Here is a 25,191-nt window from a genome sequence, read left to right as displayed (position 1 = left end):
CTACTTGCTGGGCTCCGAAGCTTCGAACGTTTCCCGCCACGACTCCATGGAGGTGATCTCGGGGAGGGCCTCACGGTACTGTGCCCGGAGGGTCTCCCAGTTAGAGAAAAGCTGAGCATGGAGTTTGGCGGACTCAACCACCAGCTGGCGTGCCATCTTCGGGTTTCGCAAATGCCATGAAGCGCCCGTGCCGTCTGCGTTGGATACCACGGCGCTATCCAAGTGCGCCAAGCTCCACCATTTGCCGTCCTGATGAGCAACGTGAGCCTCAGGGGCAGCCTTGGCGGTGCCGCGCACGGGAGCCAGTGTCTGTTTGAGGACGGTCTTAACTGCCCAAGGAAGCAGTCCCAAGGCGCCTGGCTGCTTGAAAGACTGGGGCTTCTTGGGGGGACGCTTGCGGAAGACCTCGGGGAACGCTGCAGGGTCGGTCTTGACCTGTGAGTCCGGGAACTCCTCGCGCATGGCACGGAGTTTCGGCATCGTCGTCGGCAGTTGCTTGTGCAAATTGTCTGGACCGGCGAGAACATCGCGAAGTGCCATCACCCGTGCCTGCTCCGGGTAGTACTGCATGGATACCAGGTGCTTGACGTCCGTGTTCAAGCTCTCACGCAGGATGCGACCGCCCTTGGGGAACGGCGAGTGCAGGAGGGTCGCGATAAGACGGTTGCGCTCGTGGTAGTAGGCCTGCCAGTCCACGGAGTCGTCCTTATCGGCCCAAGAGACATGCCAGACTGCTGCCCCGGGAAGGGTCACCGTGGGGAAGCCGGCAGCCCGGCCCCGGAGGGAGTACTCAGCGTCGTCCCACTTAATGAACACAGGAAGGGACAGACCAATGGTTTCCACAACCGTCTTGGGAATCAGGCACATCCACCATCCGTTGTAATCCGCATCCCAGCGACGGTGGAGTTGCGGAGTGGATCGCAAACCCGCAGTGGAGAAGTCGTGATTGCCGAGTCCCTCCACAGGCCCCCAAAGGAAGCGATAGAAGTTTACGACCTCTGAATAGGCGTGCAGGACGGACTTGTTGTACATATCGAACATGTGGCCGCCAACGATGGTCGGCTTACGGCAGAGGTCTGCAAACGCCACTGCACGCATTACGCCTTCTGTTTCCAGCTCGATATCGTCGTCCAGCAGCATGACGTAGTCGCTCTTGTCAGAAACGACCATCTCGTACATGTTCCGCGCGAAACCTCCCGAGCCGCCGAGGTTGCCCTGGTTGATGATCCGAAGTTGATCACCCATGGACTCCGCGACTGCGTCGAAGCCAGCTTGGTCTGCGACCTTCTTGTTGCCCTGATCCACGATGATAAGTTCCGCAAGGATTTCCCGCAGACCAGCGTCACCGTCAATGGACTTGATGGTTTCGAGGCAGTAGTCGGCACGATTGAACGTGGTTACGCCGAGCGTGACGCGACCCTGTGGGCGGCCCTCATCAGGGACAGCCCAGTGAGCGCTCTTGAGCGTCATGCCGTCGCCGCCCGCAATGAGGTCAAACCAGTACCAGCCACCGTCCCCAAACGGGGCCAATGTCAGTTCGAATTCATTGGTGGAAGGGCCCTCCACCAGAATCGAATCCACGCGCTGGGAAGCACCGCGGGCGTTGGACCGGTAAACGATAACCGTCCCCTCGCCTTCGGTTTCGATGTGCAGCACGGTTTTGGTAGCGATGGTCCACTTACGCCAGTAGCTGGCAGGGAAAGCGTTGAAATACGACCCGAAAGAAAGACGCTCACCACGGCGGACCTGAACGGAGCCGCGGTTCAAAATGTCCTCCGGGTGGAGTTTCCGGGCCATGCCAATGGCCTGAACATCGGCGCCGCCGCCACTCGTGTGAAGCTTGTTGGTGTCAGGATCCACATACAGCGGCAACGTGTCGAGGTCACGGTTGGCCGGGAAAATCACCCGCTGGACAATCCGCAGGTTCTGTTCCGTGGAAGCGGGGATTTCATCGGCAGTAGTGGCCGTCATAGCGATCTCCTGGCTTTCGTTTGTTGTCGCGGTCATGCGTCCACTCCCCCACTTTCAAGCTTGGCGCCGCCAGTGAAGTGCGGCTTGATCTTGTTGTCGAACATGGACAAGGCGGAACCAATGGCCATATGCATGTCCAGATACTTGTACGTTCCAAGCCGGCCGCCGAACAGGACCGACTTCTCGCCCTTGGCCAGATCGCGGTAGGCAAGCAGCTTCTGGCGGTCGTCAGAAGTGTTGACGGGGTAGTAAGGCTCGTCCCCCTTCTCAGCAAAACGAGAAAACTCGCGCATGATGACCGTAGCGTCCTTGGTGTAGTCCCGTTCGGGGTGGAAGTGACGGAACTCATGGATGCGCGTGAAAGCAGCATCGGCGTCGGGGTAGTTCATTACTGAACAACCCTGGAAGTCCTCAATAGGCAGGACCTCTTCTTCGAGATCGATGGTGCGCCATGAAAGGTCACCTTCGGCATAGTCGAAGTAGCGGTCAACCGGGCCTGTGTAGATGACGGGCACCTGACCGAGGACAGAGGAGCGACCGTACTCACCGTCGTCGAAGAAGTCCGAGTTCAGGACAACCTCAATGTTCGGGTGATCTGCCATCCGCTCAATCCAGGCAGTGTAACCGTCAACTGGAAGACCTTCGTAAGTGTCGTTGAAGTACCGGTTGTCATAGTTGTAGCGCACGGGAAGCCGCGAGATGATTTCAGCCGGCAGATCCTTCGGATCCGTCTGCCACTGCTTTCCCGTGTAGTGCTTGATGAAGGCCTCATAAAGGGGACGGCCAATGAGTTGGATGCCCTTGTCATTGAGGTTCTGGGGGTCCGTTCCCGCCAGTTCGCCAGCCTGCTCGGCAATGAGTGCCTTTGCTTCCGTCGGGCTCATGGCCGAGCGGAAGAACTGGTTGATGGTACCCAGGTTGATGGGCATGGGGTAAACCTCGCCTTTATGGCTGGTGTACACCTTGTGCTGGTAACTCGTGAACTTGGTAAACCGGTTCACGTACTCCCACACACGTTCATTCGAGGTGTGGAAGAGGTGGGCGCCGTAGCGGTGCACCTCGATTCCGGTCTGCGCCTCATTCTCGCTGTAGGCGTTTCCACCAATATGGTGGCGGCGATCAAGCACCGCAACCTTCAGCCCCAACTCGGTAGCGGCGCGTTCTGCAATGGTCAGGCCAAAGAAACCCGAGCCGACGACGACGAGATCAGCGTTCACAAACTCTCCTGTGTATTGGCGTGCGGGCACAGAGATGCCCACGTCTACTGGTAAAGGCTACCCGACGTTACGATCGTTCCCCGATTCGGCAGCTCGCGGCAGCAAGGCATCAATTGTCCGGAAAAACGAACGGGAGGCTTGGCCCGTAGCCAGCCTCCCGTTCAAAACTGCCAAAAAACGAACAAAGCTAGAGCGAGACCACGGAGCCTGTCTCCGCGGACTCAAGTACAGCTTCAGCGACGCGAAGGGTCTCGAGTCCCTCCGCCATTGTGACAATATTCATGGACTTTCCGAGTACAGCATCACGGAATGCCTCGTGTTCCATCTTCAGCGGTTCGCGCTTTGCCAGGGCAAAGCGGGTCGATGAACCCTCGGACACTCCACGGAATGCCGCAACGGAGTCCCAGTCAGTCTGGAAAGTGCCGTTTTCAATGAACGTCAGATCAGCTGAAATGGTGTCCGCGATGTAGGCGCCGCGCTCACCCAGAACAACAGTGGTGCGCTCCTTCATGGGCGACAGCCAGTTGACGATGTGGTTGGTAACTACGCCGCTCTGCAGGTGGCCAATGGCGGTGACCATGTCCTCGTGCTCGCGTCCGCTCCTGGAAGTCGTGTGTGCCACGACATTCACGAAATTGCTCTGTGCAAGCCATGCAGTGAGATCGATGTCGTGCGTTGCGAGGTCCTTGACCACGCCGACATCTGCAATGCGGGAAGGGAACGGCCCTTGGCGTCGCGTCGAAATTTGGTAAACCTCGCCGAGGTCGCCGTTGCCGAGCCGTTCGCGGAGGCTCTGCAGTGACGGGTTGAAGCGCTCGATGTGACCTACGGCCCCGATCAATCCCCGCGAGTCAAAAGCCTCGGCAATGCGCCGGCCCGACACAGAGTCGTTGGCAATAGGCTTTTCCACCAGGCAGTGCACGCCGGCTTCAGCCAACTGCAGAGCCACTTCCTCGTGAAGCACGGTGGGCACTGCGGCCACAGCCATGTCAATGCCCTGCTCGATGAGCTGTTCAACGGAGCTGCAAACCTCAAGTCCGTTGGCTACGTTGTGGGGGTCACCGAAGGAGTCAGCGACGGCCACGAGGTCGACGCCTTCAAGCTCTCGAATGACGCGGGCATGGTGTCGGCCCATCATCCCCAGTCCAATGAGGCCTGCACGCAGATTTGCCACTAGCTTCCTGCCTTCGCAATGGCGTTGACCGCGGATACGATGCGGTCAAGGTCATCCTGGCTCAGCGACGGATGTACCGGGAGCGACAAGACGCTGGCAGCTGCTTCTTCCGTGACGGGCAGGTCATCAGAAGTCTGGAAAGGCGCAAGGCGGTGGTTCGGGATGGGGTAGTAGACGCCGCAGCCCACGTTGTATTCCTCGCGCAGGGCCTTGGCGAAACCATCGCGGTCCTCAGCGATGCGAATGGTGTACTGGTGGTACACGTGCTCGTAGCCTTCAGACACCTTGGGAGTGACAACGCCTTCGATGTTTGCGTCGAAGAAGGCAGCGTTCTCCTGGCGGGTCTTGGTCCAGGCGTTGATTTTGGTCAGCTGCACGCGGCCAATGGCAGCGTGGATGTTTGTCATGCGGGCGTTGAAGCCAACAAGCTCATTTTCATACTGCCGCTCCATGCCCTGGTTGCGGAGCAACCGAAGTCGACGCTCGACATCGGCCAAACCTGTGCTGACCATGCCACCTTCGCCGGACGTCATGTTCTTGGTGGGGTACAGGCTGAACATGGCGAAGTCACCAAACGTACCCACCTTGCGACCGTTGACGGCCGCACCGTGTGCTTGGGCGGCGTCTTCAAAGACCTTCACACCGTGCTTGGAAGCGACTGCGCCGATTCCATCCACGTCGAAGGGGTGGCCATAGAGGTGAACCGGCATGATGGCGGCCGTGCGATCCGTGATCTTCGATTCGACGGAGGCCGGATCAAGCGTGTAGTGGTCCAAGTCCACGTCGGCGAAGACAGGAGTTGCTCCAGTCAGGGCCACGGAGTTAGCCGTGGCCGCGAAAGTGAACGACGGAACAATGACTTCGTCGCCGGGACCGATGCCCGCAGCCAACAAGCCGAGGTGCAGGCCGGAGGTGCCTGAGTTGACCGCTACTGCAGCCCTGCCGTCGAGGAGTACTTGCGAGAACTCCTGTTCAAAAGACGCAACCTCCGAACCCTGTGCGAGTTGGCCGGAAGCCAGGACGGCCTCTACTGCCTTGCGCTCGTCATCACCGATGATGGGCTTAGCGGGGGGAATGAATTCGGGGCTCATGCCTCTACCTCTCGAAGGGTCTCGTTCTGTTCAACATATGTAGCGCCGGTCTCCGGGCATACCCAGTTCTCACCATTGCGTTGCAGCGGGAAACCAGCTTTACCGACCCAACCATGGCGTTTGGCCGGAACTCCGACCATCAGGGCAAAATCAGGGACGTCTTTGGCGACGACAGCACCAGCAGCCACTGTTGCCCACCGTCCAATGGTGACTGGTGCGACGCAGACAGCGCGGGCACCGATGGATGCTCCTTCACGAATGGTGACACCAACGGGCTCCCAGTCGTGGGCGCTCTTCAAGCCGCCATCCGGGCTAACCGCCCGGGGGTAAGTATCGTTTGTAAGTACAACGGCCGGGCCGATGAAGACCCCTGCCTCCAGTACCGCGGGCTCGTAGACAAGCGCATAGTTCTGAACTTTGCAGTTGTCCCCCATTTTGACTCCGGTGCCAATATAGGCGCCGCGTCCTACGATGCAGTTGACGCCCAATTCGGCCTGCTCGCGGACTTGGGCAAGATGCCAAATCTTTGATCCGTCACCAATTACCGCCTTGTCTGAAACATCGGCGCTCTCCGCAACCACTATCACCGGTGAAGGTCCTTCCTCATTGAGCACACGCGACAACGAGATTCATCTTAGCTGAGACACCATGCCACGGTGGCAAGGCGGCGGCTGTACGAGCGCGGGCAGGGGTTGTCCACATACGCCATATCTCCCGCAGCGCTTCCATTCGCAGGGCCGTAGCGTGATTTCTGTCAGCCCGACAATACCCGCCAAGACGCAGAGGATTAGCTAATGGCTTTGGAGTGCACACTGGTACGCGCCCCTGGTGCCGCTGAAGCGACGGACCCGGAGGAACTGAGCATCGCCGTCCCGGAAGGCACGTCCGGCGCCCACGTGCAGCAGCTTCTCTCGGCTGCTCGTGGAACCCGCCGGCTCTCCGTCGGTGGACGACTCCTTGCCACACTTACGGTGGGACAACCTCCTCTTGTTTCGGGCGCCGTCATTGTGGATGCCGCTCCGCCGCATCGGAACGCGAACAGAGCGTCGTTGCCGCTGATGTTGCTCACTCACTCGGGGCCCGGAGCCGGCTCTGTCTTCCGGATTCAACGAGGCCAGTACCGAATCGGCAGGGCTGGTGCCGAAATTTCGGTGTCCGATCCCGGGATGTCCAGGGAACACGCCATATTGGAGGCTTCCAGCACAGCCCTGACCGTGAGGTCCGTCGGGGGTGCGAACCCGGTCTTCGTGGACAATCAACCCACCAATCGAAAGGTGTTGACCTCCTCGTCGACGATGCAATGTGGAAACTCCACCTTTACCGTCGTCACGGACAGTGGTCCCCTTCCATCGATTTCAGTCGACGCGGGTCGCTCCGTTGAAGAACCGCTCGCAGTACCTCATGCCAGCCGTCCCGGAAACCGTCTCGTAGTGGCATTGTCGGCCGGCCTACCGTTGGTTGCCGGCATCGGTCTGGCCCTTGTCACGGGAATCTGGATGTTCCTGGGATTCACCGCCATCTCAGCGATCAGCCTTCTCGTTCCGTTGGCCGCCGGGCGGAAGGCCCGCCGGGAGTGCAAACTCGCCATAGCGCATGCAGTCCAAGAGGACATAGAACGACGCCGTCGATGCTCGCCGTCAGCTGCAGAGATGGTTGTGGCCGTCCACGGCGCTTCCGAGGCGCAAATGGTGGCCACCGAACCCGCAACAGGCGATGTCGGTCCAGCTCTGCCTGCGGCTTCACCGACAGGCCTCCACGCTGTGCGGGATGGCGCATGGCTCCGTCTCGGCACAACTCAAACGGCGGCGAACATTCGGCTGGTTCCCGACTATTCACAGTTCCGGCCACCATCCATTGGCGCCGCGCCAATTACTTTGGATCCCAGACATCCAGTGGTGACGCTCTGTGGCCACCCCGATCATACGGACGCCTTACTTCGTTTCGTATTGATGCAGCTAGTTGGTTTTCCCGGCTCTGCCAAAACGCCAGTGATAGTTTTGGGCCGGGCCGGAAGGTTGCCATTGAGCGCCCGATTCCTCCCCCGCGTCACCCTGGCAAGCACCTTGGATACCGCCCTCGCTGCCATGCAGCAGGCAGGCACCAGCGCGAACGGCAGGCTCATCATGGTTGATGATCCATCCCCTGAAGAAGCAAAACTCCTGTCCGCGCTCTTGAACGCCGCCCGACTCGCCGCGTGGCAAGTGATCAAGTGCTGCGCTCAGTCCAAACGCTCCGGTGTCTGCATCGAAATTTCGCCATCCGGCACGGTGGGCTACTTGGAGGCAGGCGGCGAGCGCCGACCATTCATCCCGGATCTCGTGCCGGTCGAAGTTTTCGATAGCTACTGTCGTCAGACACGGGCCACGGCTTTCGGTGAAGGACCCGGAACAAGCTCAACCATTCCTGATGAATGTTCGCTGGCTGAGTTACTCCCCCACGGGCAGCGCAGGGTGCTCCGGCGGTGGGCCGACGCATCCGGGCAAAACGGCCTCAGCGCTGTCTTGGGCAAGGGGCACGGCGGGCACATGATCTTCGACTTTAAGCTCGACGGTCCGCATCTCTTGGTTGCCGGAACCACTGGCTCGGGTAAATCCGAACTCTTGAGGACCCTTGTGGCTTCCATGGCACTGAGTGACTCTCCGGATCGCACAACATTTTTGTTCTTTGATTTCAAAGGCGGATCAGGTTTGCGACCGCTTGCAGGCCTTCCCCACTGCGTCGGCCTGTTGACTGATCTCAGCAAGCATCACCTGGAACGCGCTCTTGTTTCCCTCCGTGGAGAAATCCGTCATCGCGAGGAGTTGTTCGCTGCTGCCTGTGTGTCTGATCTCGCCCAGTATCGGCGGACGGCTTCGCCCACCGATCCGAAGATCCCGCATCTGATCCTTGTCATTGATGAATTCCGCATGCTGGTTGACGAATCTCCAAGCACTCTGCGGGAGCTCATGCGAATCGCGGCCATCGGGCGCTCCCTGGGCATTCATTTGGTGATGGCGACCCAAAGACCCCAGGGAGCACTGACTGCCGATATTCGGGCAAATGTGACCTCAAGCATCGCCCTACGCGTGCAATCGGAGGCCGAGTCCATGGACATCATCCACACTAAGGCTGCCGCCACCATAGGCGTAGCGGCTCCGGGGCGAGCCTATCTCGCCAGGGCTTCGTGCGACCCTGAAGAATTCCAGACGGCGTCCATCGCAGGCTCACCCGATATCGCGGTGTCTGGCGTAAGGCTGGACGGTTTCGGGCCAGCCGTGCAGCCAGCCACGCAGGCTTTGCAGCAGCGTTCCGGAGCCCTTACAACTGGCACCACCCAGGATTCCCTCCCGGATGGTGACCCCGAGTGGGTGGTTTCAACGGTAGAAGAAGCATGGCGCCGGCTTGGCAGACCACTCCCCCGGCGTCCTGTAGCCACGCCACTGCCCTCGTCGATCCTTTGGCATGACAAACTGCCCGATTCAGCTGAAATCTTGGATCTGGCGTCCAGCCCGGAAGGCCATTGGGCAGTAGGACCTTTGGCGATGCTCGACAGGCCGGCGAACCAAGTGGTGGAACCGCTGGTGTGGTCGCCGTCCAAAGACGGCCATCTGGCAATGATCGGCACCGATTCAAGTGGCATGCGGGAGTGCTTCAGGGCTGCGTCGGCGATGCTTGCGACTCAGAAACCCCAACCGCACCTCTATATCCTCGACGCAACGGGCACGCTGGACCATCTCACCGACGGGGGTCACCTCGGCGCGGCAGTTGGCCTGCACCAACTGCACCTCGCAGTGCGGGTTTTGAAGCGCCTCGCCACAGAAATGGAACATCGACGAAGTGCGGGCACGTCCGGAATGTCCAGTTCACCTTTGGTCTTGATCGTGGCTGGGTGGTGCTCGTGGGCTACGGCACTCAGAAGCGGGCCTTTCGCCTACGCAGAAGGAATTTTGCAGGACATCGTTCGGGACGGTTGTTCCCTTGGCGTCACTGTACTTATTTCAGGGGAGCGGGAACTCGTCAGCTCACGCTTTTTTGCCGCCATACAGAACCGCGCCTACTTTCCTTCGGGATCCACTGAAGAGTCGCGGTTCCACTGGCCGCGCCTCCCTGAGGTGGAGTCATTCCCCGGGCGCGCCGTCGTTATTGGGAATTTTACAAAGGAGCACGCTACCGTGGCACAGTTTCGCGGGGCTCCGGACAACGGACGCTGGCCGTTTGCTGATCTGACGCCGTCTGAACCGCCGTTCCGGATACGGCCGCTTCCTGAGCTTCTCCGTAGTGAGGACTTCCATGATTTGGTGGCGCCGCCCCAGGCACAAGGACTGCCATCAGGATCAGGATCAGGCTCCGGCTCGGCGGCCGATCATGGAGCAGGAGCCCACTTCGCAACCGGCTACGCAGTGGGTCCACTCTGGATCGGAGTCGGAGGAGACGAAGCCCTCCCCGTGTCCATGCCTCTGCGGGAACATGGAGTCAGCACCGTCCTCGGTGGTCCTCGCTCTGGAAAAAGCTCCGTTCTGGCATCGCTTCACACCCTGAATCCCGTGGTTCCATGGGTGTTTCCGCCCGATGCAGCGTTCGCCGGCTCTTTCTGGGCCTTGGTGGCGTCCCAGGTTGCTGCGGACACCCTGGACCCCCACAGCATCCTGTTGGTGGACGACGCCGATCTGCTGGATCACCAAGGCCGACAGGCCTTGGCTGCCGTGGTGGGCAAAGTACGTGGCATCATCCTGACAGCAACACCGGGGCCTGCCCTGCTCCATCAGCTGCCGCTTGCGAAGGAAGCGCAGGCTTCCAGCGCGGGTTTGGTTTTGAATCCCGCAACGCCCCACGACGCCGAACTCCTCGGAGTGAGGTTGGAAGTCGGTCGCGCAGGGTGCCCTGGTCGCGGCTTTCTCATCGACGGCGCAGAGGTGACACCTGTGCAAGCCGTACTCACCACAAGCTTTCCTCCGCCGTCCCAATCTCACTGAGCCCCGGTCAGGAGCCGTCTAGAGTGCCGCGGTGGTGCCCCCGGTTCTTGAGGCATAGGCCACCACGTCCTTCTGAAAAAGGAAGATGATCGCGGCCACCGCTGGAATAAGCATCGCCAGCCCCGGCAACAGCAGCCCACCAGTTACGGTAGGAAAACCAATGGTGAGGACGAACAACTGGGCCACCAACGCTGCCGCACGCGTCCATCTGTAGCCGCGGAACAAGAAATGGCTCACGGCGAATAGCCACGCAGAGAAGGCCAGCAGTAGTCCAAGGGTGAACACTGCCCCCCAAAAGGTCAGGACTGGCGCCCCGCTCAAGAGTTCGAAGGCGTACCAGGCAGCGGCGCCGAGAAGGGCTAGCGCTTCAAGCCCAACAACCACCGAGATAATGACAATTCCCAGTGGACGGCGACCGGCACCAGGGCTGTTCGCCGGTGCATCAAAATCGTCGCTTCCGTCCGGGCCGGACGCGGGTTGGGCTGGGTTTACGGGAGGTCTTGACACACTGGCACACTACCGGACATAGTCATCTAGCAGTGAGGGCACTGGCGGCTGATGTGATGCATCGCTCACGGATTCCGAGCATTTCGACCACTAACACCCCTTGTTTACAAGGCGTTAACATGAAACGCTTGACTCAGACGACCAAGGGGGCCCATGCGGGCCCCTTTCCTTTGGAGCCTCTCGTGAATGTTTTCACAAAAGGCTCATCTAGTTCTCACGAATGGAGTGACTGATCAGCATGGATTGGCGTAATCGCGCAGCCTGCCTCGACAAGGACCCGGAGCTCTTTTTCCCAGTCGGCAACACGGGACCCGCACTTCTGCAGATCGAGGAAGCCAAAAGCGTCTGCCGCCGCTGCCCTGTAGTAGACACCTGCCTCCAGTGGGCCTTGGAGTCCGGACAGGACGCCGGTGTTTGGGGCGGTATGAGTGAAGACGAACGGCGGGCACTCAAGCGTCGCGCTGCACGCGCACGGCGCGCTTCCTAACTCACGGCACAAGAAAGGCCGCGGACCATCCGGTCCGCGGCCTTTCTTTGTTTTCTGCTCTTGTGATCGAGTCGAAATTGCTCTCGGAGCTATGCCCTGGCGAGGTTGAGGACGATTTCGACGGCGGTCCCGCCGCCTTCGCGCGGGCTCCATTGAATGGATCCACCGAGCTCGCTGGTCACGAGTGTACGGACAATCTGCAGGCCCAATCCCTCGGTGTACTGGCCATCCGGAAGGCCGACGCCGTCGTCGGCTATGGTCACGGTCAAAAATTCGTCGTTGCCGTCGCCATCTGCCCGGTCCGCCAGCAACCAGACGGTTCCTGTGCGCCCCTCCAGTCCATGCTCGACGGCGTTGGTGACCAGCTCGTTGATGACCAAAGCCAGTGGTGTGGCAAAATCACTGGGCAATTCGCCGAACAGGCCTGAACGTTCCGTTCGCACCTGCTGGGACGGTGAAGCCACTTCGGCTGACAGCCTGAATTGGCGCCCGATCAGTTCGTCAAAGTCGACACTCTGCGTCAACCCTTGGGAGAGGGTCTCATGGACGAGTGCGATCGTGGCCACGCGCCGCATGGCTTGTTCCAGCCCCTGTTTTGCTTCGTCACTGACCATTCGCCGTGATTGCATCCGGAGTAGAGCTGCCACAGTCTGAAGATTGTTCTTGACCCTGTGATGGATTTCCCGAATGGTGGCGTCCTTGGTAACAAGCTCCATTTCCCTGCGCCGTAATTCTGAGACATCGCGGCAAAGGACAAGGGCTCCGAAACGGTGCTGTTCGTCGCGCAAAGGAATGGCCCGAAGGGAAAGACTGACACCCCTTGACTCGATCTCGCTGCGCCAGGGCATCCGCCCGGTCACAACCAGGGGCAATGTCTCGTCCACCATTCGCCGGTCCTTCAGAAGCCCGGCAGTCACCTCAGCCAGCGACCGCCCCTCCAGAGATTCGACTTCGCCGAGCCGACGGAACGCTGACACGCCATTGGGGCTCGCATACTGCACTATGCCCTCGGCGTCGAGCCTGATGAGGCCGTCGCCGACTCGCGGCGCTCCTCGACGCGAGCCCGTTGGAGAGGCAAAGTCGGGCCATAGGCCCAACGTTCCCATCCGCAAGAGATCATAGGCACACTGGCGATACGTGAGTTCCAGCCTGGACGGCATGCGGGAACTGGACAGGTCCATATGGGACGTCACAACCGCAAGTGTTCTGCCGTTGCGCACCATAGGAACAGCCTCAACCCGGAGTGCCATCTCGCTGCTCCAGCTTGTTTCACTGGAGCGCTCTATCGATCGGCTGTTCCAAGCTTTGTCCACAAGGGGGCGAAGATCCGAGCGGATGCCCTCTCCCACGAAGTCCGCGTGGAACACCGTATGTGATGTCGACGGACGGACGTGGGCGAGGGCAATGTAGCCGAACTCCGGATGCGGGAACCACAAAGCGAGGTCCGCGAATGCCAAGTCAGCGACCATTTGCCAGTCACCGACGAGGAGGTGCAGCCATTCGGCATCTCCAGGCCCGAAATCAGCGTGTTCCCTGATGGGGTCTGTAAAGATTGCCACTGCACCTCCATTTGCGACGCCGGGACTGACCCTAGCGTCGAACGATTGACCTCAAGAGCCTTAATGCTACCGACAGTGAAGCCATGTCGTCGGCTTCGAGCGCGTTGACCTCATCAAACATGGTCTTGGCGCGTCCCAGTTGTTCGGCATTCTGCCCTTCCCAGGCCTTGAGCCGATCTTCCGCCGCACCGCCGGACTCTGTCGATTCGAGGACCGACGTCGTCATATCCGCCACCGTCGAGTACAAGTCATCACGGAGAGCTGCACGTGCCAAAGCCTGCCAACGGTCATCACGAGGCAAAGAGCTGATTCGTTCCAGCAGAGAATCCACATGGAAGCGGTTGAACACCGTGTAGTAGACGTGCGCCACGTCCTCGACGCCCTCGTTTCCGGTTTGGGCAATCCGCGCAATGTCCAGGAGTGCGTAGCTCTCGAACAGCTCAGCCCACCTGTGTGCAAGATGATCCGGCAGTTCCCAGCCACGGGCTTTATCCAACCATCCGGAGATGCGGACCTTGTCCTCACCACGGAGGTAGTCAAGAAGCCTGGCCCTCAGCGGAGACAACATGGGCTTGAAGGACTCCACGACGTCCGAAATAGGCTGAGAACCCATCCCCTGCCCCAATACCCAACGCACAGCCCGGTCGAGCAACCGGCGGATGTCCAGATGGACTTCACTCCAATGCTCGGTGGGGAAGGACGCCGGAAGAGCATTCAGTTCGGCAACCATGGGGTCGAGGTCGTAGATTTCACGCAGCGCCACGAAGGCCTTGGCAACAGCCACCTCATTGGCCGAGGTTTCTTCAATGGCCCGGAAGGCGAAGGTGATGCCGCCCAGGTTAATGATGTCGTTGGCGACTACAGTGGCGATAATCTCGCGCCGCAGCGGGTGGGTGTCCAATTCGGCATCGAATTTCTCCCGCAACTGCTTCGGGAAGTATTCACGGATTGTGCCGGCAAACCAGGGATCGTCGGCGAGGTTGCTGTCCCGCAACGCTGCTGCGAGCTCGATCTTTGCGTATGCGGCCAAGACCGCCAGCTCGGGAGACGTGAGTCCTTGTCCCTGCTCCAACCTTGACCGGAGCGTTTCTGTGGTGGGGAGTGCCTCAAGATCGCGCTTGAGGTCGGCAGACTTCTCCAGCCAGTCCATGAGGCGCTCGTAACTTGGGCTCCAGTCCGCTACCCGGGTCCGATCGTTGAGGAGCAGGATGTTCTGGTCGATGTTGTCCTGGAGGACGAGCCGTCCCACCTCATCGGTCATGTCGGCCAGGAAGCTGGCTCTTTCGGCGGAATCGAGCTTGCCGGCCGCCACCATCCGGTCAACGAAGATCTTGATGTTGACCTCATGGTCGGAGCAGTCCACGCCAGCGGAGTTATCGATTGCATCTGTATTCAGGATGACGCCTTGCAAAGCGGCTTCGATGCGACCCCGTTGGGTCAGTCCCAGGTTTCCGCCTTCGCCCACAACTTTGACCCGCAGATCCCGACCGTCCACGCGGATAGCGTCGTTGGCTTTGTCACCGACAGCAGCATGGGTTTCCGTACTGGCCTTGACGTAGGTTCCGATACCGCCGTTGTAGAGGAGATCGGCCGGCGCCAGCAAGATTGCACGAAGAAGTTCCGGGGGGCTGAGCTGCGTCGTTCCGTCCGGCAGGCCCAAGGCCTTGCGTACCTGGTCCGAGACCGGGATGGTCTTGGCCTGGCGTGAATAAACGCCGCCGCCTTCGCTGATGAGAGTCCGGTCGTAGTCGTCCCAGGAAGACCGGGGCAATTCGAACAGCCTTTGCCGCTCGGCAAACGATGCAGCAGCTTCGGGTGAGGGATCCAGGAAGATGTGGCGGTGGTCAAATGCGGCTAGGAGCCGGATATGGCGGGAAAGCAACATCCCATTGCCGAACACGTCCCCGGACATGTCGCCCACACCAACCACCGTGAATTCCTCGGTCTGGGTGTCCAGGTCGAGCTCACTGAAGTGCCTCTTGACTGATTCCCATGCTCCACGCGCCGTGATGCCCATCGCCTTGTGGTCATAACCGACTGAGCCACCCGAGGCAAACGCGTCACCGAGCCAGAAACCGTATTCGGCCGCCAGCCCGTTGGCGGTGTCGGAGAACGTGGCGGTGCCCTTGTCTGCTGCCACTACCAAGTAGGAGTCGTCACCGTCGTGCCGAACAACGTCCGACGGCGGTACAAGCCTTTCGCCGTCCGCCGACGTCACGAGGTTGTCGGTAATATCCAACAGACCCCGGATGAAGGTCTTGTAGCTTTCGATTCCTTCGGCCATCCAGGCCGCCCGGTCCACTGCGGGGTTGGGCAGTTTCTTCGCAAAGAATCCTCCCTTGGCTCCCGTAGGAACAATGACAGCATTCTTGACCGTCTGTGCCTTCACCAGGCCCAGGATCTCGGTGCGGAAATCCTCCCTGCGGTCCGACCAACGGAGGCCACCTCGGGCCACCTTCCCGAAACGGAGGTGCACGCCCTCCACCCTCGGTGAGTAGACCCAGATCTCGAACATCGGACGTGGGAAAGGCAGCCCGTCAATCGACGTGGGGTCCAGCTTGAAGCTGAGGTATTCCTTGTTCTGGTAGTAGTTGGTCCGCAGAGTCGACTCAATAAGATTCACGAAGGTGCGCAGGACGCGATCCGCATCCAACGTGGCCACCTGCTCTATTGACTCAGCTAGGGCTGCCCGCGCAGCGGCTTGGCGTTCAGGCCGCTGTTCTTCCGCAACAGTGGGATCGAAGCGCGCAGAGAAGAGCTCGTTAAGCCCACGTGCAACATCCGGGTTGCCCAGGAGGGTATCAGCGATGAATCCGAAGGAGTTGGTGTTTCCCATTTGCCGCATGTATTTGGCATAGGCCCGGAGAACCACCACTTGACGCCAATGAATTCCTTCACGGAGCACCAGTCGGTCAAAGTTATCCGATTCAACAGCACCCGTGATGGCGGCGCTGAAGGAGTCGCCCAGCAGCTCTCCTGTAGCCAGGGGATCGACTCCCGCGGGGTACTTGAGTCCGAGGTCGTAGAGGAAGAAGTCACGATGATCTGAGGTTTCGATCTCAAAAGGACGCTCATCCAATACCTCCAGACCGAGGTTGTGGAAGTAGGGCAGGATTTGGCTGAGGCTCTTGGGCTCCATCAGATAGAGCTTGACGCGGGCATCCTCTTCCAAAGCCTCGCCGGCACCTTCGGGAAGATATACGTGGACACCGGGCCTGACTTGCTTGGTGACCCGTCCTGCCCGTTCTGCCTCTGCGCCATATTTCTCGAAGCGCTCAATGTCCTCAAGAGCGTCTTCCACCTCATAGTCAACGCGGTATCCCGCCGGGAATGCCTCCGCCCACAGCGCAGATAGAACATCAGCGTCAGCGGCACTCCGGTGCTCGCGGAGAACCTCTGTAATGCCCTCGCTCCATGACCGGGACGCACGCATCAGCCGTTGTTCCAGCTCTTTTACGTCAACTTCCGCCAGCTCGGCTGTTCGGGGCAACCTGATCCTGAAGAACACACGAGCCAGCGCGGATTCGGTGATTCGGGCCTCGTAGTCGATGCTTTCGGCGTGGAATGTTTCGCGGAGTTCCTGCTCGATCCGGAGTCGGACACTGGTGGTGTACCGGTCCCGAGGCAGGTAGACCACCGCGGACATGAACCGTCCGTAGATGTCCGGGCGCAGGAACAGCTTGGTCCGGCGCCGTTCCTGGAGTCGCTGGATCCCGGTGGCCGTGGCGGCGAGATCCGGTATTTCTATCTGGAACAGTTCGTCGCGGGGATACGTTTCAAGGATGCCCAGAAGGTCTTTGCCCGAGTGGGAGTCGACGGGGAAGCCGGCGTTCCGCAAGACAGCGTCCACCTTGTCCCGGACGATCGGGATGCTGCGTACGGATCCGGTGTACGCACTGGTGGCAAACAGACCTATGAAGCGGCGTTCACCGTTGACGTTGCCCAAGGCATCGAAGCTCTTGACTCCGATGTAATCGAGGTATGCGGGCCGGTGCACGGTGGAGCGCGAGTTTGCCTTGGTAATCACCAAGGCACGCTTCTCCCTTGCGCGCTTTCGGCCTGCGTCCGTGAGGTGCTGGACCTGACGCGTGGTGTCGCCCGCGCGCAGCAAGCCAAGGCCACTGTCCTCACGGAGCTGAAGAACATCCTCGCCATTCTCATCTACGAGGTCGTATTCGCGGTACCCCAGGAAAGTGAAGTTTCCGTTGTCCAGCCAACGCAGAAGGTCTTGTGCTTGCCTGAGTTCGGCGACTTGCTCAGGATGCGTAATGCCACCCAATGCTTCGGCCAGCTCAAGAGCTTTACTCCGCATCTTGGGCCAGTCCTCGACCGCGGCCCGGACGTCACCAAGGATGCGTTGCAGCCCTGCAATCAGTTCCTCCCGCGCATCATCACCTATCCGGTCAATTTCAACCGCGATCCATGACTCCATGTGCGATGCGTTATCGCCATCGCCCAAGAGATGGGCCACGCTGGGGAGTGCGGCGGTGTCGCCACTGGAAAGGCCAACGTTTGACGGTACCCTCGAGATACTGCTCAGCTCGCCGGAAAGCCGGTCACGGGTGACCACAAACAACGGGTGCATCACCAAACGGATTGCGCAGTTCTGGCGAACCAGTTCCGCATTAACAGAATCCACGAGGAATGGCATATCGTCCGTGACGATATAAACAACGTTTCGCTCAGGTTCGGCAGCGATTTCAACGACCGCGTTACCGGGCCTGCGGGATTGGGCCGCAATCCGGTGCTTCCTCGCCCGCGAAATCAGAAGTTCCGGCGAATACGCGCGTGAATCCTCCTCTGCGAGGTGCTCATGGTAGTCACCGAAGAACCCTTCACGGATAACTGCTGCATCGGACCGATCCTCCACGCTGGATCCTGACGACATCGACAAACGCCTCCATCACATGTTGATTGCTGCGACTCTGCAGCCCACATGGCGAGCCTAGCGCTTTAGGTGCCGCAAGGCTCTGATAGTTCGACCAAAGGAATTATGATTTTGCTGGACAGGTGCACATACGAGCGCTGCTATCGTCTTCCGCAGGGCCGACTCTGGTGCCACTTCCAGCAAAACCGAACCTGATAGTAGGGCGGCATCACAGGCCTCAGCATCAGCCGGCAGGAACGCATCTACACCCGTTCCAGGGCCATAGCGGACCCACGCATCCTCCAGTTGCTCCCGGGGAGAATGGCCCACAGTGGAGCGCTTCACCTTGTTCAGCACAACCCGAAGAGACACATTCGGAACCGCTGACTCGAGGTCCGCCAGCCCGCGCACCAAACGCGGCACTCCAATGGCATCCGCGGACCCGACAGCGAACACCACGTCAGCCATTTCCAAGCTGCGAAGCGTGGCGGCGTTCCGTCGCGGGGCCAGGGTGTCAAAGCTGAGCTCTTCATCCGACTCGAGGCAGAAACCTGCGTCCACCACAACATGATCCGCCAGTTGCTTGGCCATCTCGAGAACCGTCGAGTAGGCCCCCGCCCTAAGTTCAGTCCACCGATCCGCCCTGGTGGTGCCCGTGAGTACTCTAAAAGTTCCGCCTTTAATGAAGACTGGAATAGCCGCCGCTTTGAGGGCTTCAATATCAAGCAGTCCTTGGTCCGCCAACCTACAGGCCTGGGCCAAACCCGCCGACTCGTCCAGGAGTCCCAGCACCGCCGACACACTGGCTCCATAACTGTCTGCATCCACGAGGATGACCGATTTGCCGACGGCGGCCAACTCCGCGGCGATGTTGACCGCAAGGAGTGTCCTGCCGGGGGCGCCGATCGGTCCCCACACGGAAATTACCTGGCCGGCCCCCTCAACCGATTCATCGACACGGGTCGCCACAGGCATCACAAGCAAGTCTGCCCCTGGATCTGCAAATCCCGTGTCCCGAGTGGACCTCAGCTGACTTCGAGGACTGTCGCGCCCAACAGCCTCCGATATTTTGGCCGCGAGGTCTGCAGCCTCGATTCCCGCGCCAGCAGGCACTGCGCCTATGGAGTGCAGGCGTTCGACCTCGGCTGGATCATCACTTAGGGCAACAATGGAGACACCGACCGCCCTGAGACGATCAACCAGCGTGGTGGTGAGCTCCTCGCAGCCTTCCGCTACGACAGCCGCCACCGCGAGACCGCTTTGGCAAGCGGCTATGAGTTCAGCGAGCTCTGAACAACGGCGAACCACGGTTACCGGGCCATGCAGTCGCTCCAACCCGCCGACTATGACATCCTGCGCCGAGCCGACGGTAACGACAGGAATGCTCATCGGACTACGCCCGCAGGGTTCCAAACAACTGAAACCTTCGCCTTGTTCGCTTGCGCCCAGAGCAGTTTTGGCATTTGTTCGTCCGTCACCAGCACCATCACCACGGTCGTTTTCGCTGAACCAAAGGCTGTAGACCCCGGAGTCATCAGGGCGATTTCCGCGCTGGGCAAAAGTAACTGCGGTTCATCGAACGCACTATTGGAGCCCGGCATTGCAATCCAGACGTCAACCCTTGCGCCGGGAACGGCCTGCACGGGTAGTTCTTCTTCCGTTGCAATGGCCACCGGCTTACGGTTCAAAGCATCGGGCGCCCCCAGGCTTTCCTGTGGGACAAGCTGGTTCTTGGCCACCCGCTGCAGGGCAACCTTTCCCTCAGCGACTCCGTTCTCGACTGTGACGTAACTGGATTCGACGTCATCCAGACGGACTTTGACGATGGATAGGTCCGCCTCGGTGACCACCTGACCTACTGCAATGTCTTCGCGGGCCGTGTAGACCTGAGTTGTCCTGTCGGCTGTGCCTACCAGTGCAATCACGCCCGAGATAGACGCCAGAACCAGCAAAACGCCGATAAGAAGCCGGGGATCTTTCCACGAAGGCTTCTTTAGCCTGGGGGCTGCGATGCCCGCACTTTGACCCATTTTCCTGCTCCCCGCTGTGAGTTACTGCATGGTGAACGGCACCTGCCTCCTCATTCTTACCGGGCACCTTGGACGGGTCCAAAGCCATCGACCCCAAAGAGGCCGAAACTGTGGATAACTACACCAAACCGCAGCAACGGTGGCAAAATGAAGCCATGCCCCGATTCCTGACTCTTGCGGACGTCGCAGAACAACTACAAATCAATTCACCGCAGGCCTACGCCTTGGTTCGAAGCGGCGAGCTGAAAGCCATCCAGGTGGGAGGGCGGGGACAATGGCGCATCGAGGAAAAAATGCTCGAGCAGTACATCGAGGACCGTTACGCAGAGGCCAGCCGCATGATTCAAGAGGCCAAATCCAAAACCAACCAGCCTTAGTTGCCGCCGCCCCGGAAGTCCTGACTCCCCGCCGAGCAAAGCGCTGCAAATGAACCGAAAGGGACGGTCATGACCGCGGCCACGTTGCCTGCCCGGCGCGCCTCACCGTGCGGGACCACTGCGAGGTCAAAGTGGTCGCGCCCCACCCTGTCTATGACTCCATGCAGCTTGTATCCATCACCTGTCCGCACCTTCAGATGAACAACCAGTTCAGAGCGGTCCCTGGACAGCGCCCTCAGTGCGGAGGCGATCCCCAGCGTATGCTGGATCCGCGATGAGGGCCTCAGCGACACCCTTCCGAGTCCTTGATAGGAAAGGACAGACGTGTAGGGCACGAGCCACTGCCGAGCACCCTCCGTCAGGACCAGCCACTCGCTCCCCACATGGCCTAGCTCCCCTCGAATAACATCGCCGTCGACCATGACGATTTTGATTTCGGTGCCAGCGGAGCCCCGAAGGCGATCGGCCAGTTCGATGCCCGCGAGCTCGATCCTGGCTCGATCCGCTATCTCAGATTCCTTCTCCAAGGCTCGCTCGGCCGAGAATTGCGCTTCCAAATCGCTGAAAAGAGAGTCCCATCTCATGTGGTCAGACTAGGCTGCAGGGAGGAGTCATGGCCAATCCGGAAAGCGGGATTGGACAAATCACGGCTACTGTGCACAAAATGGAAAAAATAGGTCAAGTTGCATCAAACTGCATCAAATGAAGCTCGGGGACTTTGAATGGCTCGAATATTGCGTAGTGACTCCGCCCTCGCGGCATTTGTTCTTGGTCTGGGACTCTCCCTGGGTCTTGTGGGGGAACTGCTTCTGGCCCAGTGGCAGGCTGCTGAGCGACACCATCAAAGCTTTACGTTGGAACATCTTCTCGGATTCCTTGCCAGCGCCGCGGGGATTGCGATCGTGTCTTGGTGGGCCCTCTCCTTGTTAGTCGCCTTCCTGGCGTCATTTTTGCAGCGGGCCGGGCACAGAAAGCATGCCGACTCCCTCGCAAAATTCAGCCCTGCCTTTATGTTGCGTCTCGCGATGGCCATCGTCAGCCTAAATCTGCTGGGCACGGGGATAGCTCAAGCGGCTGCTACCCCACCGGAGCCAGGTTGGCATCGTACGTTCGCCGGCAACGGGGCACCCGCGCAGGCAGCGTGGACGCCCGCTCCCTCACATCGTGCCGACTCCCTCTCGCAATCTGTCGACGACGCCGATACATCCGGCACCCGGCTGAATGATCCGCGCTGGCAACCTCAACACCCCGTGATTGATCCTGGGCTTCTGAGCCGCCAGTCCTCACGATCAACGACGCCACAGGGCGAGGCCGGCGTCGTGGTCAAGGACGGTGACTCCTTGTGGTCAATCGCGGCGTCCAGGCTGGGACCCTTCGCAACCGATGTGGACGTCGCGTTGATCTGGCCCAAGTGGTACGCCGCCAATCGCGCAATCATCGGAAGTGACCCGGCCGTGCTGCGTCCGGGTCAGGTCTTGCAACCGCCTTCGCCGGGCTAGCAGTGAGGGGCTGTCGGACCAGCCCTTCGTACAGGACAGCCCGCTCAGGGGCAGAGTCCATATCTCACAACCGATTCCTAGTGTCATCCCAGCAGAAGCCACCGAGCAAAGCGTCCCCCCGCTGCAGCTCATGTAGTGAACGCCAGAGGTATGACCATGACCCTTGCAACAACGAGCCGACCAGCAAGTCGTCGGAGCACTAAACGCACAACCGCCACGCGCGGCCCGGGCGGTTCGGACATCGACGTCCGACTTGTTGCCCGGAGCATCGCGCAGGCAGCACTGGAGGTTCTGGCCGGCACCCGTCCAGTGCTTCAGCTCTCCCGCTCACTGAATGAGGAGTGCTACCTGTCCCTCCAGCATCGGGCAGCCCTCACGCGAAAGCACGCAGTCCGGACCCGGGGTAATTCACAACCTCACCTTAGTCCCATGGTCCGCTCTGTTCGAGTCTGTTCCATATCCGAATCAATCTGCGAGGCAAGCATCGTAGTGGCCGAAGAGCAGCGATGCCGTGCCGTAGCCATGAGGCTGGAGCAGTTGGATGGAGTTTGGCAGGTTACCGCCCTGGAAATTGGATAATTCCAAGGGCACAAACTGCTTCGAAGGCATGCGAAAAGGGTGGATCCCGGACAATCAGTCCCGGATCCACCCTTTCATTGCCGCGATATGGAATCTATTCAGCGACGCTTCTTCTTAGCCTGTTTCCGCGGTTCCTGGCTTGCTGCCTTAGCAGGGTTGCCGGAACGGCCTGACGCCCGGCCCTCAATCCGTGTCTGCGTCCCTCCGTCTTCGCCGGGCGCCGTGTACTGCAGCTGCGCAGGCTTTTCAGGTGCTTCGAGGCCCGCCGCACGGATTTGCGGATCGTGATGCTCGGTGTGCGCGCCAGCCGCAGAACCGTCCGCCACCACCACATCTTCGGCGGGAGTTACTTCAACTTCGAGGTTGTAGAGGAAACCAATGCTTTCCTCACGAATGGCTTCCATCATGCTCTGGAACATCACAAACCCCTCGCGCTGGTATTCCACCAGCGGATCGCGTTGGGCCATGGCACGGAGGCCAATTCCTTCCTTGAGGTAGTCCATCTCGTAGAGGTGTTCCTGCCACTTGCGTCCAATGACCGAAAGAACCACCCGACGCTCAAGCTCACGCATGCTCTCCGAACCGATGGCCTCTTCCCGCGCCTGATAAACAAGCCGTGCGTCGGAGAGGATTTCCTCCCTCAGGAATTCGGCAGTGACTCTGGACTTGCCGCCCGCTTCGTCAATGATCTCCTGGGCAGTCACGGTTGCCGGGTACAACGTCTTCAGGTTTGCCCACAGCTGGTTGTAGTCCCAGTCGTCGCCTGATCCCTCGGCAGTAGCCGCATCAATCAGTGAGTTGATGGTGTCTTCCAGGAAGTACTGGACCTTTTCGTGCAGGTCATCGCCCTCAAGGATCCGACGACGGTCGCCGTAAATGGCTTCACGCTGACGGTTGAGAACGTCATCGTACTTGAGGACGTTCTTGCGCTGCTCCGCGTTGCGGCCCTCTACTTGGCCTTGCGCCGAGGCAATGGCACGGGATACGAGCTTCGACTCCAGGGCAACATCGTCGGGCACGGAGCTGTTCATTAGCCGCTCGGCCGCACCTGAGTTGAACAACCTCATCAGGTCATCTGTAAGGGAGAGGTAGAACCGGGACTCGCCGGGGTCGCCCTGACGTCCGGAACGTCCGCGTAGCTGATTGTCGATCCGGCGGGATTCGTGGCGTTCGGTCCCGAGCACGTAAAGTCCGCCAAGGTCCAGAACTTCTTCATGCTCGTCCTTGACCGCCTGTTTGGCTGCTGCCAGCGCCGCCGGCCATGCGGCCTCGTACTCGTCAGAGTTTTCCTCAGGATCCAGCCCCCGCTTGGAGAGTTCGGCGATAGCCGTGAATTCGGCGTTGCCGCCGAGCATGATGTCAGTACCGCGGCCCGCCATGTTGGTTGCTACGGTAACCGCGCCCTTACGTCCGGCCTGCGCCACGATGGACGCCTCCCTGGCGTGGTTCTTGGCGTTAAGGACTTCGTGACGGATGCCTTCTTTGGCCAAGAGTTTAGAGAGGTACTCACTCTTTTCAACGCTGGTGGTGCCCACCAGCACCGGCTGGCCATTCTTGTGTCGTTCGGCGATGTCCTGAACGACAGCATCGAACTTCACTACCTCGTTCTTGTAGACGAGGTCCGACTGGTCGATCCGCTGCATGTCGCGGTTAGTGGGGATGGGAACGACGCCGAGCTTGTAAGTGCTCATGAACTCCGCCGCTTCAGTCTCGGCCGTACCCGTCATGCCGGCGAGCTTCGAGTACATGCGGAAGTAGTTCTGCAGCGTCACGGTGGCGAGAGTCTGATTCTCTGCCTTGATTTCGACATTTTCCTTGGCCTCAATGGCCTGGTGCATGCCTTCGTTGTAACGGCGCCCGGCAAGGATACGGCCGGTGTGCTCGTCAACAATCAGAACCTCGCCGTCGAGAATGACGTAGTCCTTGTCCCGCTTGAACAGTTCTTTGGCCTTGATGGCATTGTTGAGGAAGCCAATCAGCGGTGTGTTGGCGGATTCGTAGAGGTTCTGTATTCCAAGGTAGTCCTCCACCTTTTCAATGCCGGCTTCCAGTACGCCTACGGTTCGCTTCTTCTCGTCGACCTCGTAGTCAACGTCTGGCTGCAACCGGAGGACCACTTTGGAAAATTCGCTGTACCACCGGTTAGTGTCGCCTTGCGCGGGACCGGAAATGATCAGCGGAGTACGTGCTTCGTCGATCAGGATGGAGTCAACCTCATCCACGATCGCGAAGTTATGGCCGCGCTGCACCAGTTCACCGGCGTCCCAGGCCATGTTGTCGCGCAGGTAGTCGAAGCCGAATTCGTTGTTGGTTCCGTACGTGATGTCAGCGGCGTACTGCTCCCGGCGTACGGTGGGATCCTGGTTGGACAGGATGCAGCCGCTGGTGAGACCGAGGAACCGGTAGACACGGCCCATAAGTTCGGACTGGTACTCGGCAAGGTAGTCGTTAACGGTGACAACGTGGACACCCTTACCCGAGAGCGCGTTCAGGTAGGCAGGCGCTGTGGCAACGAGGGTTTTGCCTTCACCAGTTTTCATTTCCGCGATGTTGCCCAAATGGAGCGCGGCGCCACCCATGAGCTGCACGTCGAAGTGCCGCATACCCAAGGTCCTCGACGAGGCTTCACGCACGGCGGCGAACGCTTCCGGGAGGAGAGCTTCCAGGGTTTCACCGTCTTGGTGGCGGGACCTTAGCCGGTCCGTTTCCTCGCGGATTTCAGCGTCCGTGAAGGACTTGAAAGTGTCTTCCAGGGCATTGATGGAATCGGCATAGTTCCGCAGTGTCTTGAGTGTCTTTTTGTCACCCGTGCGGAGAAGTTTTTCGATTAGTGATGCCACGTGAAATTGCTCCCAGTCTCATGCTGCCGAATTCTGGCTGT

The 25,191-nt window shown here is 59.8% G+C and carries 17 protein-coding genes; 5 read left to right on the top strand and 12 right to left on the bottom strand.

Features of this window, described 5'->3' with window-relative positions:
• The 5 genes from AC1RJY_RS06020 to AC1RJY_RS06000 form a co-directional block, all read right to left on the bottom strand.
• Positions 1-2,007, bottom strand: coding sequence for a glycosyltransferase (locus AC1RJY_RS06020; RefSeq protein ID WP_011775333.1), 2,007 nt, complete (start codon positions 2,005-2,007; stop codon positions 1-3).
• Positions 2,004-3,188 carry a UDP-galactopyranose mutase gene (glf, locus tag AC1RJY_RS06015; protein ID WP_026005450.1) on the bottom strand — a complete coding sequence of 395 codons (1,185 nt, stop codon included), beginning with the start codon at positions 3,186-3,188 and terminating at the stop codon, positions 2,004-2,006. Before glf ends, AC1RJY_RS06020 begins: the two co-directional genes overlap by 4 nt.
• A gap of 187 nt (positions 3,189-3,375) precedes the next feature.
• Complete coding sequence (locus tag AC1RJY_RS06010) at positions 3,376-4,362, bottom strand: Gfo/Idh/MocA family oxidoreductase (protein ID WP_498601822.1); 987 nt, start codon at positions 4,360-4,362, stop codon at positions 3,376-3,378.
• Positions 4,362-5,453 (bottom strand): DegT/DnrJ/EryC1/StrS family aminotransferase, encoded by a 1,092-nt coding sequence (locus AC1RJY_RS06005; protein WP_014922229.1) that lies wholly within the window; start codon positions 5,451-5,453, stop codon positions 4,362-4,364. Before AC1RJY_RS06005 ends, AC1RJY_RS06010 begins: the two co-directional genes overlap by 1 nt.
• Positions 5,450-6,067, bottom strand: coding sequence for an acyltransferase (locus tag AC1RJY_RS06000; protein WP_498601820.1), 618 nt, complete (start codon positions 6,065-6,067; stop codon positions 5,450-5,452). The genes AC1RJY_RS06005 and AC1RJY_RS06000 overlap by 4 nt, the downstream gene beginning before the upstream one ends.
• A 180-nt stretch (positions 6,068-6,247) precedes the next feature.
• Between AC1RJY_RS06000 and AC1RJY_RS05995 the strand changes: the two genes are divergently transcribed.
• Positions 6,248-10,405: a type VII secretion EssC family protein gene (locus AC1RJY_RS05995; protein WP_498601818.1), complete on the top strand. Its 4,158-nt coding sequence runs from the start codon at positions 6,248-6,250 to the stop codon at positions 10,403-10,405.
• An 18-nt stretch (positions 10,406-10,423) separates the two neighbouring features.
• Here AC1RJY_RS05995 and AC1RJY_RS05990 read toward each other — a convergent pair whose 3' ends face one another.
• Positions 10,424-10,912 carry a hypothetical protein gene (locus AC1RJY_RS05990; protein ID WP_210063627.1) on the bottom strand — a complete coding sequence of 163 codons (489 nt, stop codon included), beginning with the start codon at positions 10,910-10,912 and terminating at the stop codon, positions 10,424-10,426.
• Between the two features lie 238 nt (positions 10,913-11,150).
• On the opposite strand from AC1RJY_RS05990, the gene AC1RJY_RS05985 reads away from it, so the two are divergent.
• A complete protein-coding gene (locus AC1RJY_RS05985) occupies positions 11,151-11,399 on the top strand; it encodes a WhiB family transcriptional regulator (protein ID WP_003804966.1) in 249 nt (82 codons plus the stop codon).
• Between the two features lie 89 nt (positions 11,400-11,488).
• Here AC1RJY_RS05985 and AC1RJY_RS05980 read toward each other — a convergent pair whose 3' ends face one another.
• From AC1RJY_RS05980 to AC1RJY_RS05965, 4 genes are read right to left on the bottom strand one after another with little or no spacing between them, the layout of a single operon-like run.
• Positions 11,489-12,958: a sensor histidine kinase gene (locus tag AC1RJY_RS05980; protein ID WP_011775340.1), complete on the bottom strand. Its 1,470-nt coding sequence runs from the start codon at positions 12,956-12,958 to the stop codon at positions 11,489-11,491.
• A 31-nt stretch (positions 12,959-12,989) separates the two neighbouring features.
• Entirely contained in the window at positions 12,990-17,846 is a 4,857-nt protein-coding gene (locus AC1RJY_RS05975) for an NAD-glutamate dehydrogenase (protein WP_498601817.1), read from the bottom strand.
• Positions 17,847-17,903: 57 nt separating this feature from the next.
• Positions 17,904-19,214, bottom strand: a complete 1,311-nt coding sequence (locus AC1RJY_RS05970) for a CpaE/TadZ family protein (RefSeq protein WP_498601816.1) — start codon at positions 19,212-19,214, stop codon at positions 17,904-17,906.
• A complete protein-coding gene (locus tag AC1RJY_RS05965) occupies positions 19,211-19,855 on the bottom strand; it encodes an SAF domain-containing protein (protein ID WP_210063624.1) in 645 nt (214 codons plus the stop codon). The genes AC1RJY_RS05970 and AC1RJY_RS05965 overlap by 4 nt, the downstream gene beginning before the upstream one ends.
• A 155-nt stretch (positions 19,856-20,010) precedes the next feature.
• Here AC1RJY_RS05965 and AC1RJY_RS05960 point away from each other — a divergent pair, with 155 nt between their 5' ends.
• Positions 20,011-20,232, top strand: a complete 222-nt coding sequence (locus AC1RJY_RS05960) for a helix-turn-helix domain-containing protein (protein ID WP_043471355.1) — start codon at positions 20,011-20,013, stop codon at positions 20,230-20,232.
• On the opposite strand, the gene AC1RJY_RS05955 is transcribed toward AC1RJY_RS05960, so the two are convergent.
• Positions 20,229-20,816 carry a hypothetical protein gene (locus AC1RJY_RS05955; protein ID WP_014922237.1) on the bottom strand — a complete coding sequence of 196 codons (588 nt, stop codon included), beginning with the start codon at positions 20,814-20,816 and terminating at the stop codon, positions 20,229-20,231. The genes AC1RJY_RS05960 and AC1RJY_RS05955 overlap by 4 nt on opposite strands.
• Positions 20,817-20,954: 138 nt before the next feature.
• Between AC1RJY_RS05955 and AC1RJY_RS05950 the strand changes: the two genes are divergently transcribed.
• Positions 20,955-21,731, top strand: a complete 777-nt coding sequence (locus AC1RJY_RS05950) for a LysM peptidoglycan-binding domain-containing protein (RefSeq protein ID WP_498601815.1) — start codon at positions 20,955-20,957, stop codon at positions 21,729-21,731.
• Between the two features lie 150 nt (positions 21,732-21,881).
• Positions 21,882-22,310: an Rv3235 family protein gene (locus AC1RJY_RS05945; RefSeq protein WP_498601814.1), complete on the top strand. Its 429-nt coding sequence runs from the start codon at positions 21,882-21,884 to the stop codon at positions 22,308-22,310.
• Between the two features lie 98 nt (positions 22,311-22,408).
• Here the strand turns inward: AC1RJY_RS05945 and secA are convergent, their stop codons facing one another.
• Entirely contained in the window at positions 22,409-25,150 is a 2,742-nt protein-coding gene (gene secA, locus AC1RJY_RS05940; protein WP_014922239.1) for a preprotein translocase subunit SecA, read from the bottom strand.
• Positions 25,151-25,191: the final 41 nt, after the last annotated feature.

Source organism: Arthrobacter sp. GW822-FHT05G07 (genome assembly GCF_058799755.1).
The sequence above is the reverse complement of the archived record's forward strand: the minus strand, read 5'-3'. Positions and strand labels throughout refer to the sequence as shown.

Coding starts and splice junctions, on each gene's coding strand:
- AC1RJY_RS06020 (WP_011775333.1), bottom strand. CDS start 2,007: ATGACCGCGACAACAAACGAAAGCCAGGAGATCGCTATGACGGCCACT.
- AC1RJY_RS06005 (WP_014922229.1), bottom strand. CDS start 5,453: ATGAGCCCCGAATTCATTCCCCCCGCTAAGCCCATCATCGGTGATGAC.
- AC1RJY_RS05995 (WP_498601818.1), top strand. CDS start 6,248: ATGGCTTTGGAGTGCACACTGGTACGCGCCCCTGGTGCCGCTGAAGCG.
- AC1RJY_RS05985 (WP_003804966.1), top strand. CDS start 11,151: ATGGATTGGCGTAATCGCGCAGCCTGCCTCGACAAGGACCCGGAGCTC.
- AC1RJY_RS05975 (WP_498601817.1), bottom strand. CDS start 17,846: ATGTCGTCAGGATCCAGCGTGGAGGATCGGTCCGATGCAGCAGTTATC.
- AC1RJY_RS05970 (WP_498601816.1), bottom strand. CDS start 19,214: ATGAGCATTCCTGTCGTTACCGTCGGCTCGGCGCAGGATGTCATAGTC.
- AC1RJY_RS05965 (WP_210063624.1), bottom strand. CDS start 19,855: ATGGGTCAAAGTGCGGGCATCGCAGCCCCCAGGCTAAAGAAGCCTTCG.
- AC1RJY_RS05960 (WP_043471355.1), top strand. CDS start 20,011: ATGCCCCGATTCCTGACTCTTGCGGACGTCGCAGAACAACTACAAATC.
- AC1RJY_RS05955 (WP_014922237.1), bottom strand. CDS start 20,816: ATGAGATGGGACTCTCTTTTCAGCGATTTGGAAGCGCAATTCTCGGCC.
- AC1RJY_RS05950 (WP_498601815.1), top strand. CDS start 20,955: ATGGCTCGAATATTGCGTAGTGACTCCGCCCTCGCGGCATTTGTTCTT.
- AC1RJY_RS05945 (WP_498601814.1), top strand. CDS start 21,882: ATGACCATGACCCTTGCAACAACGAGCCGACCAGCAAGTCGTCGGAGC.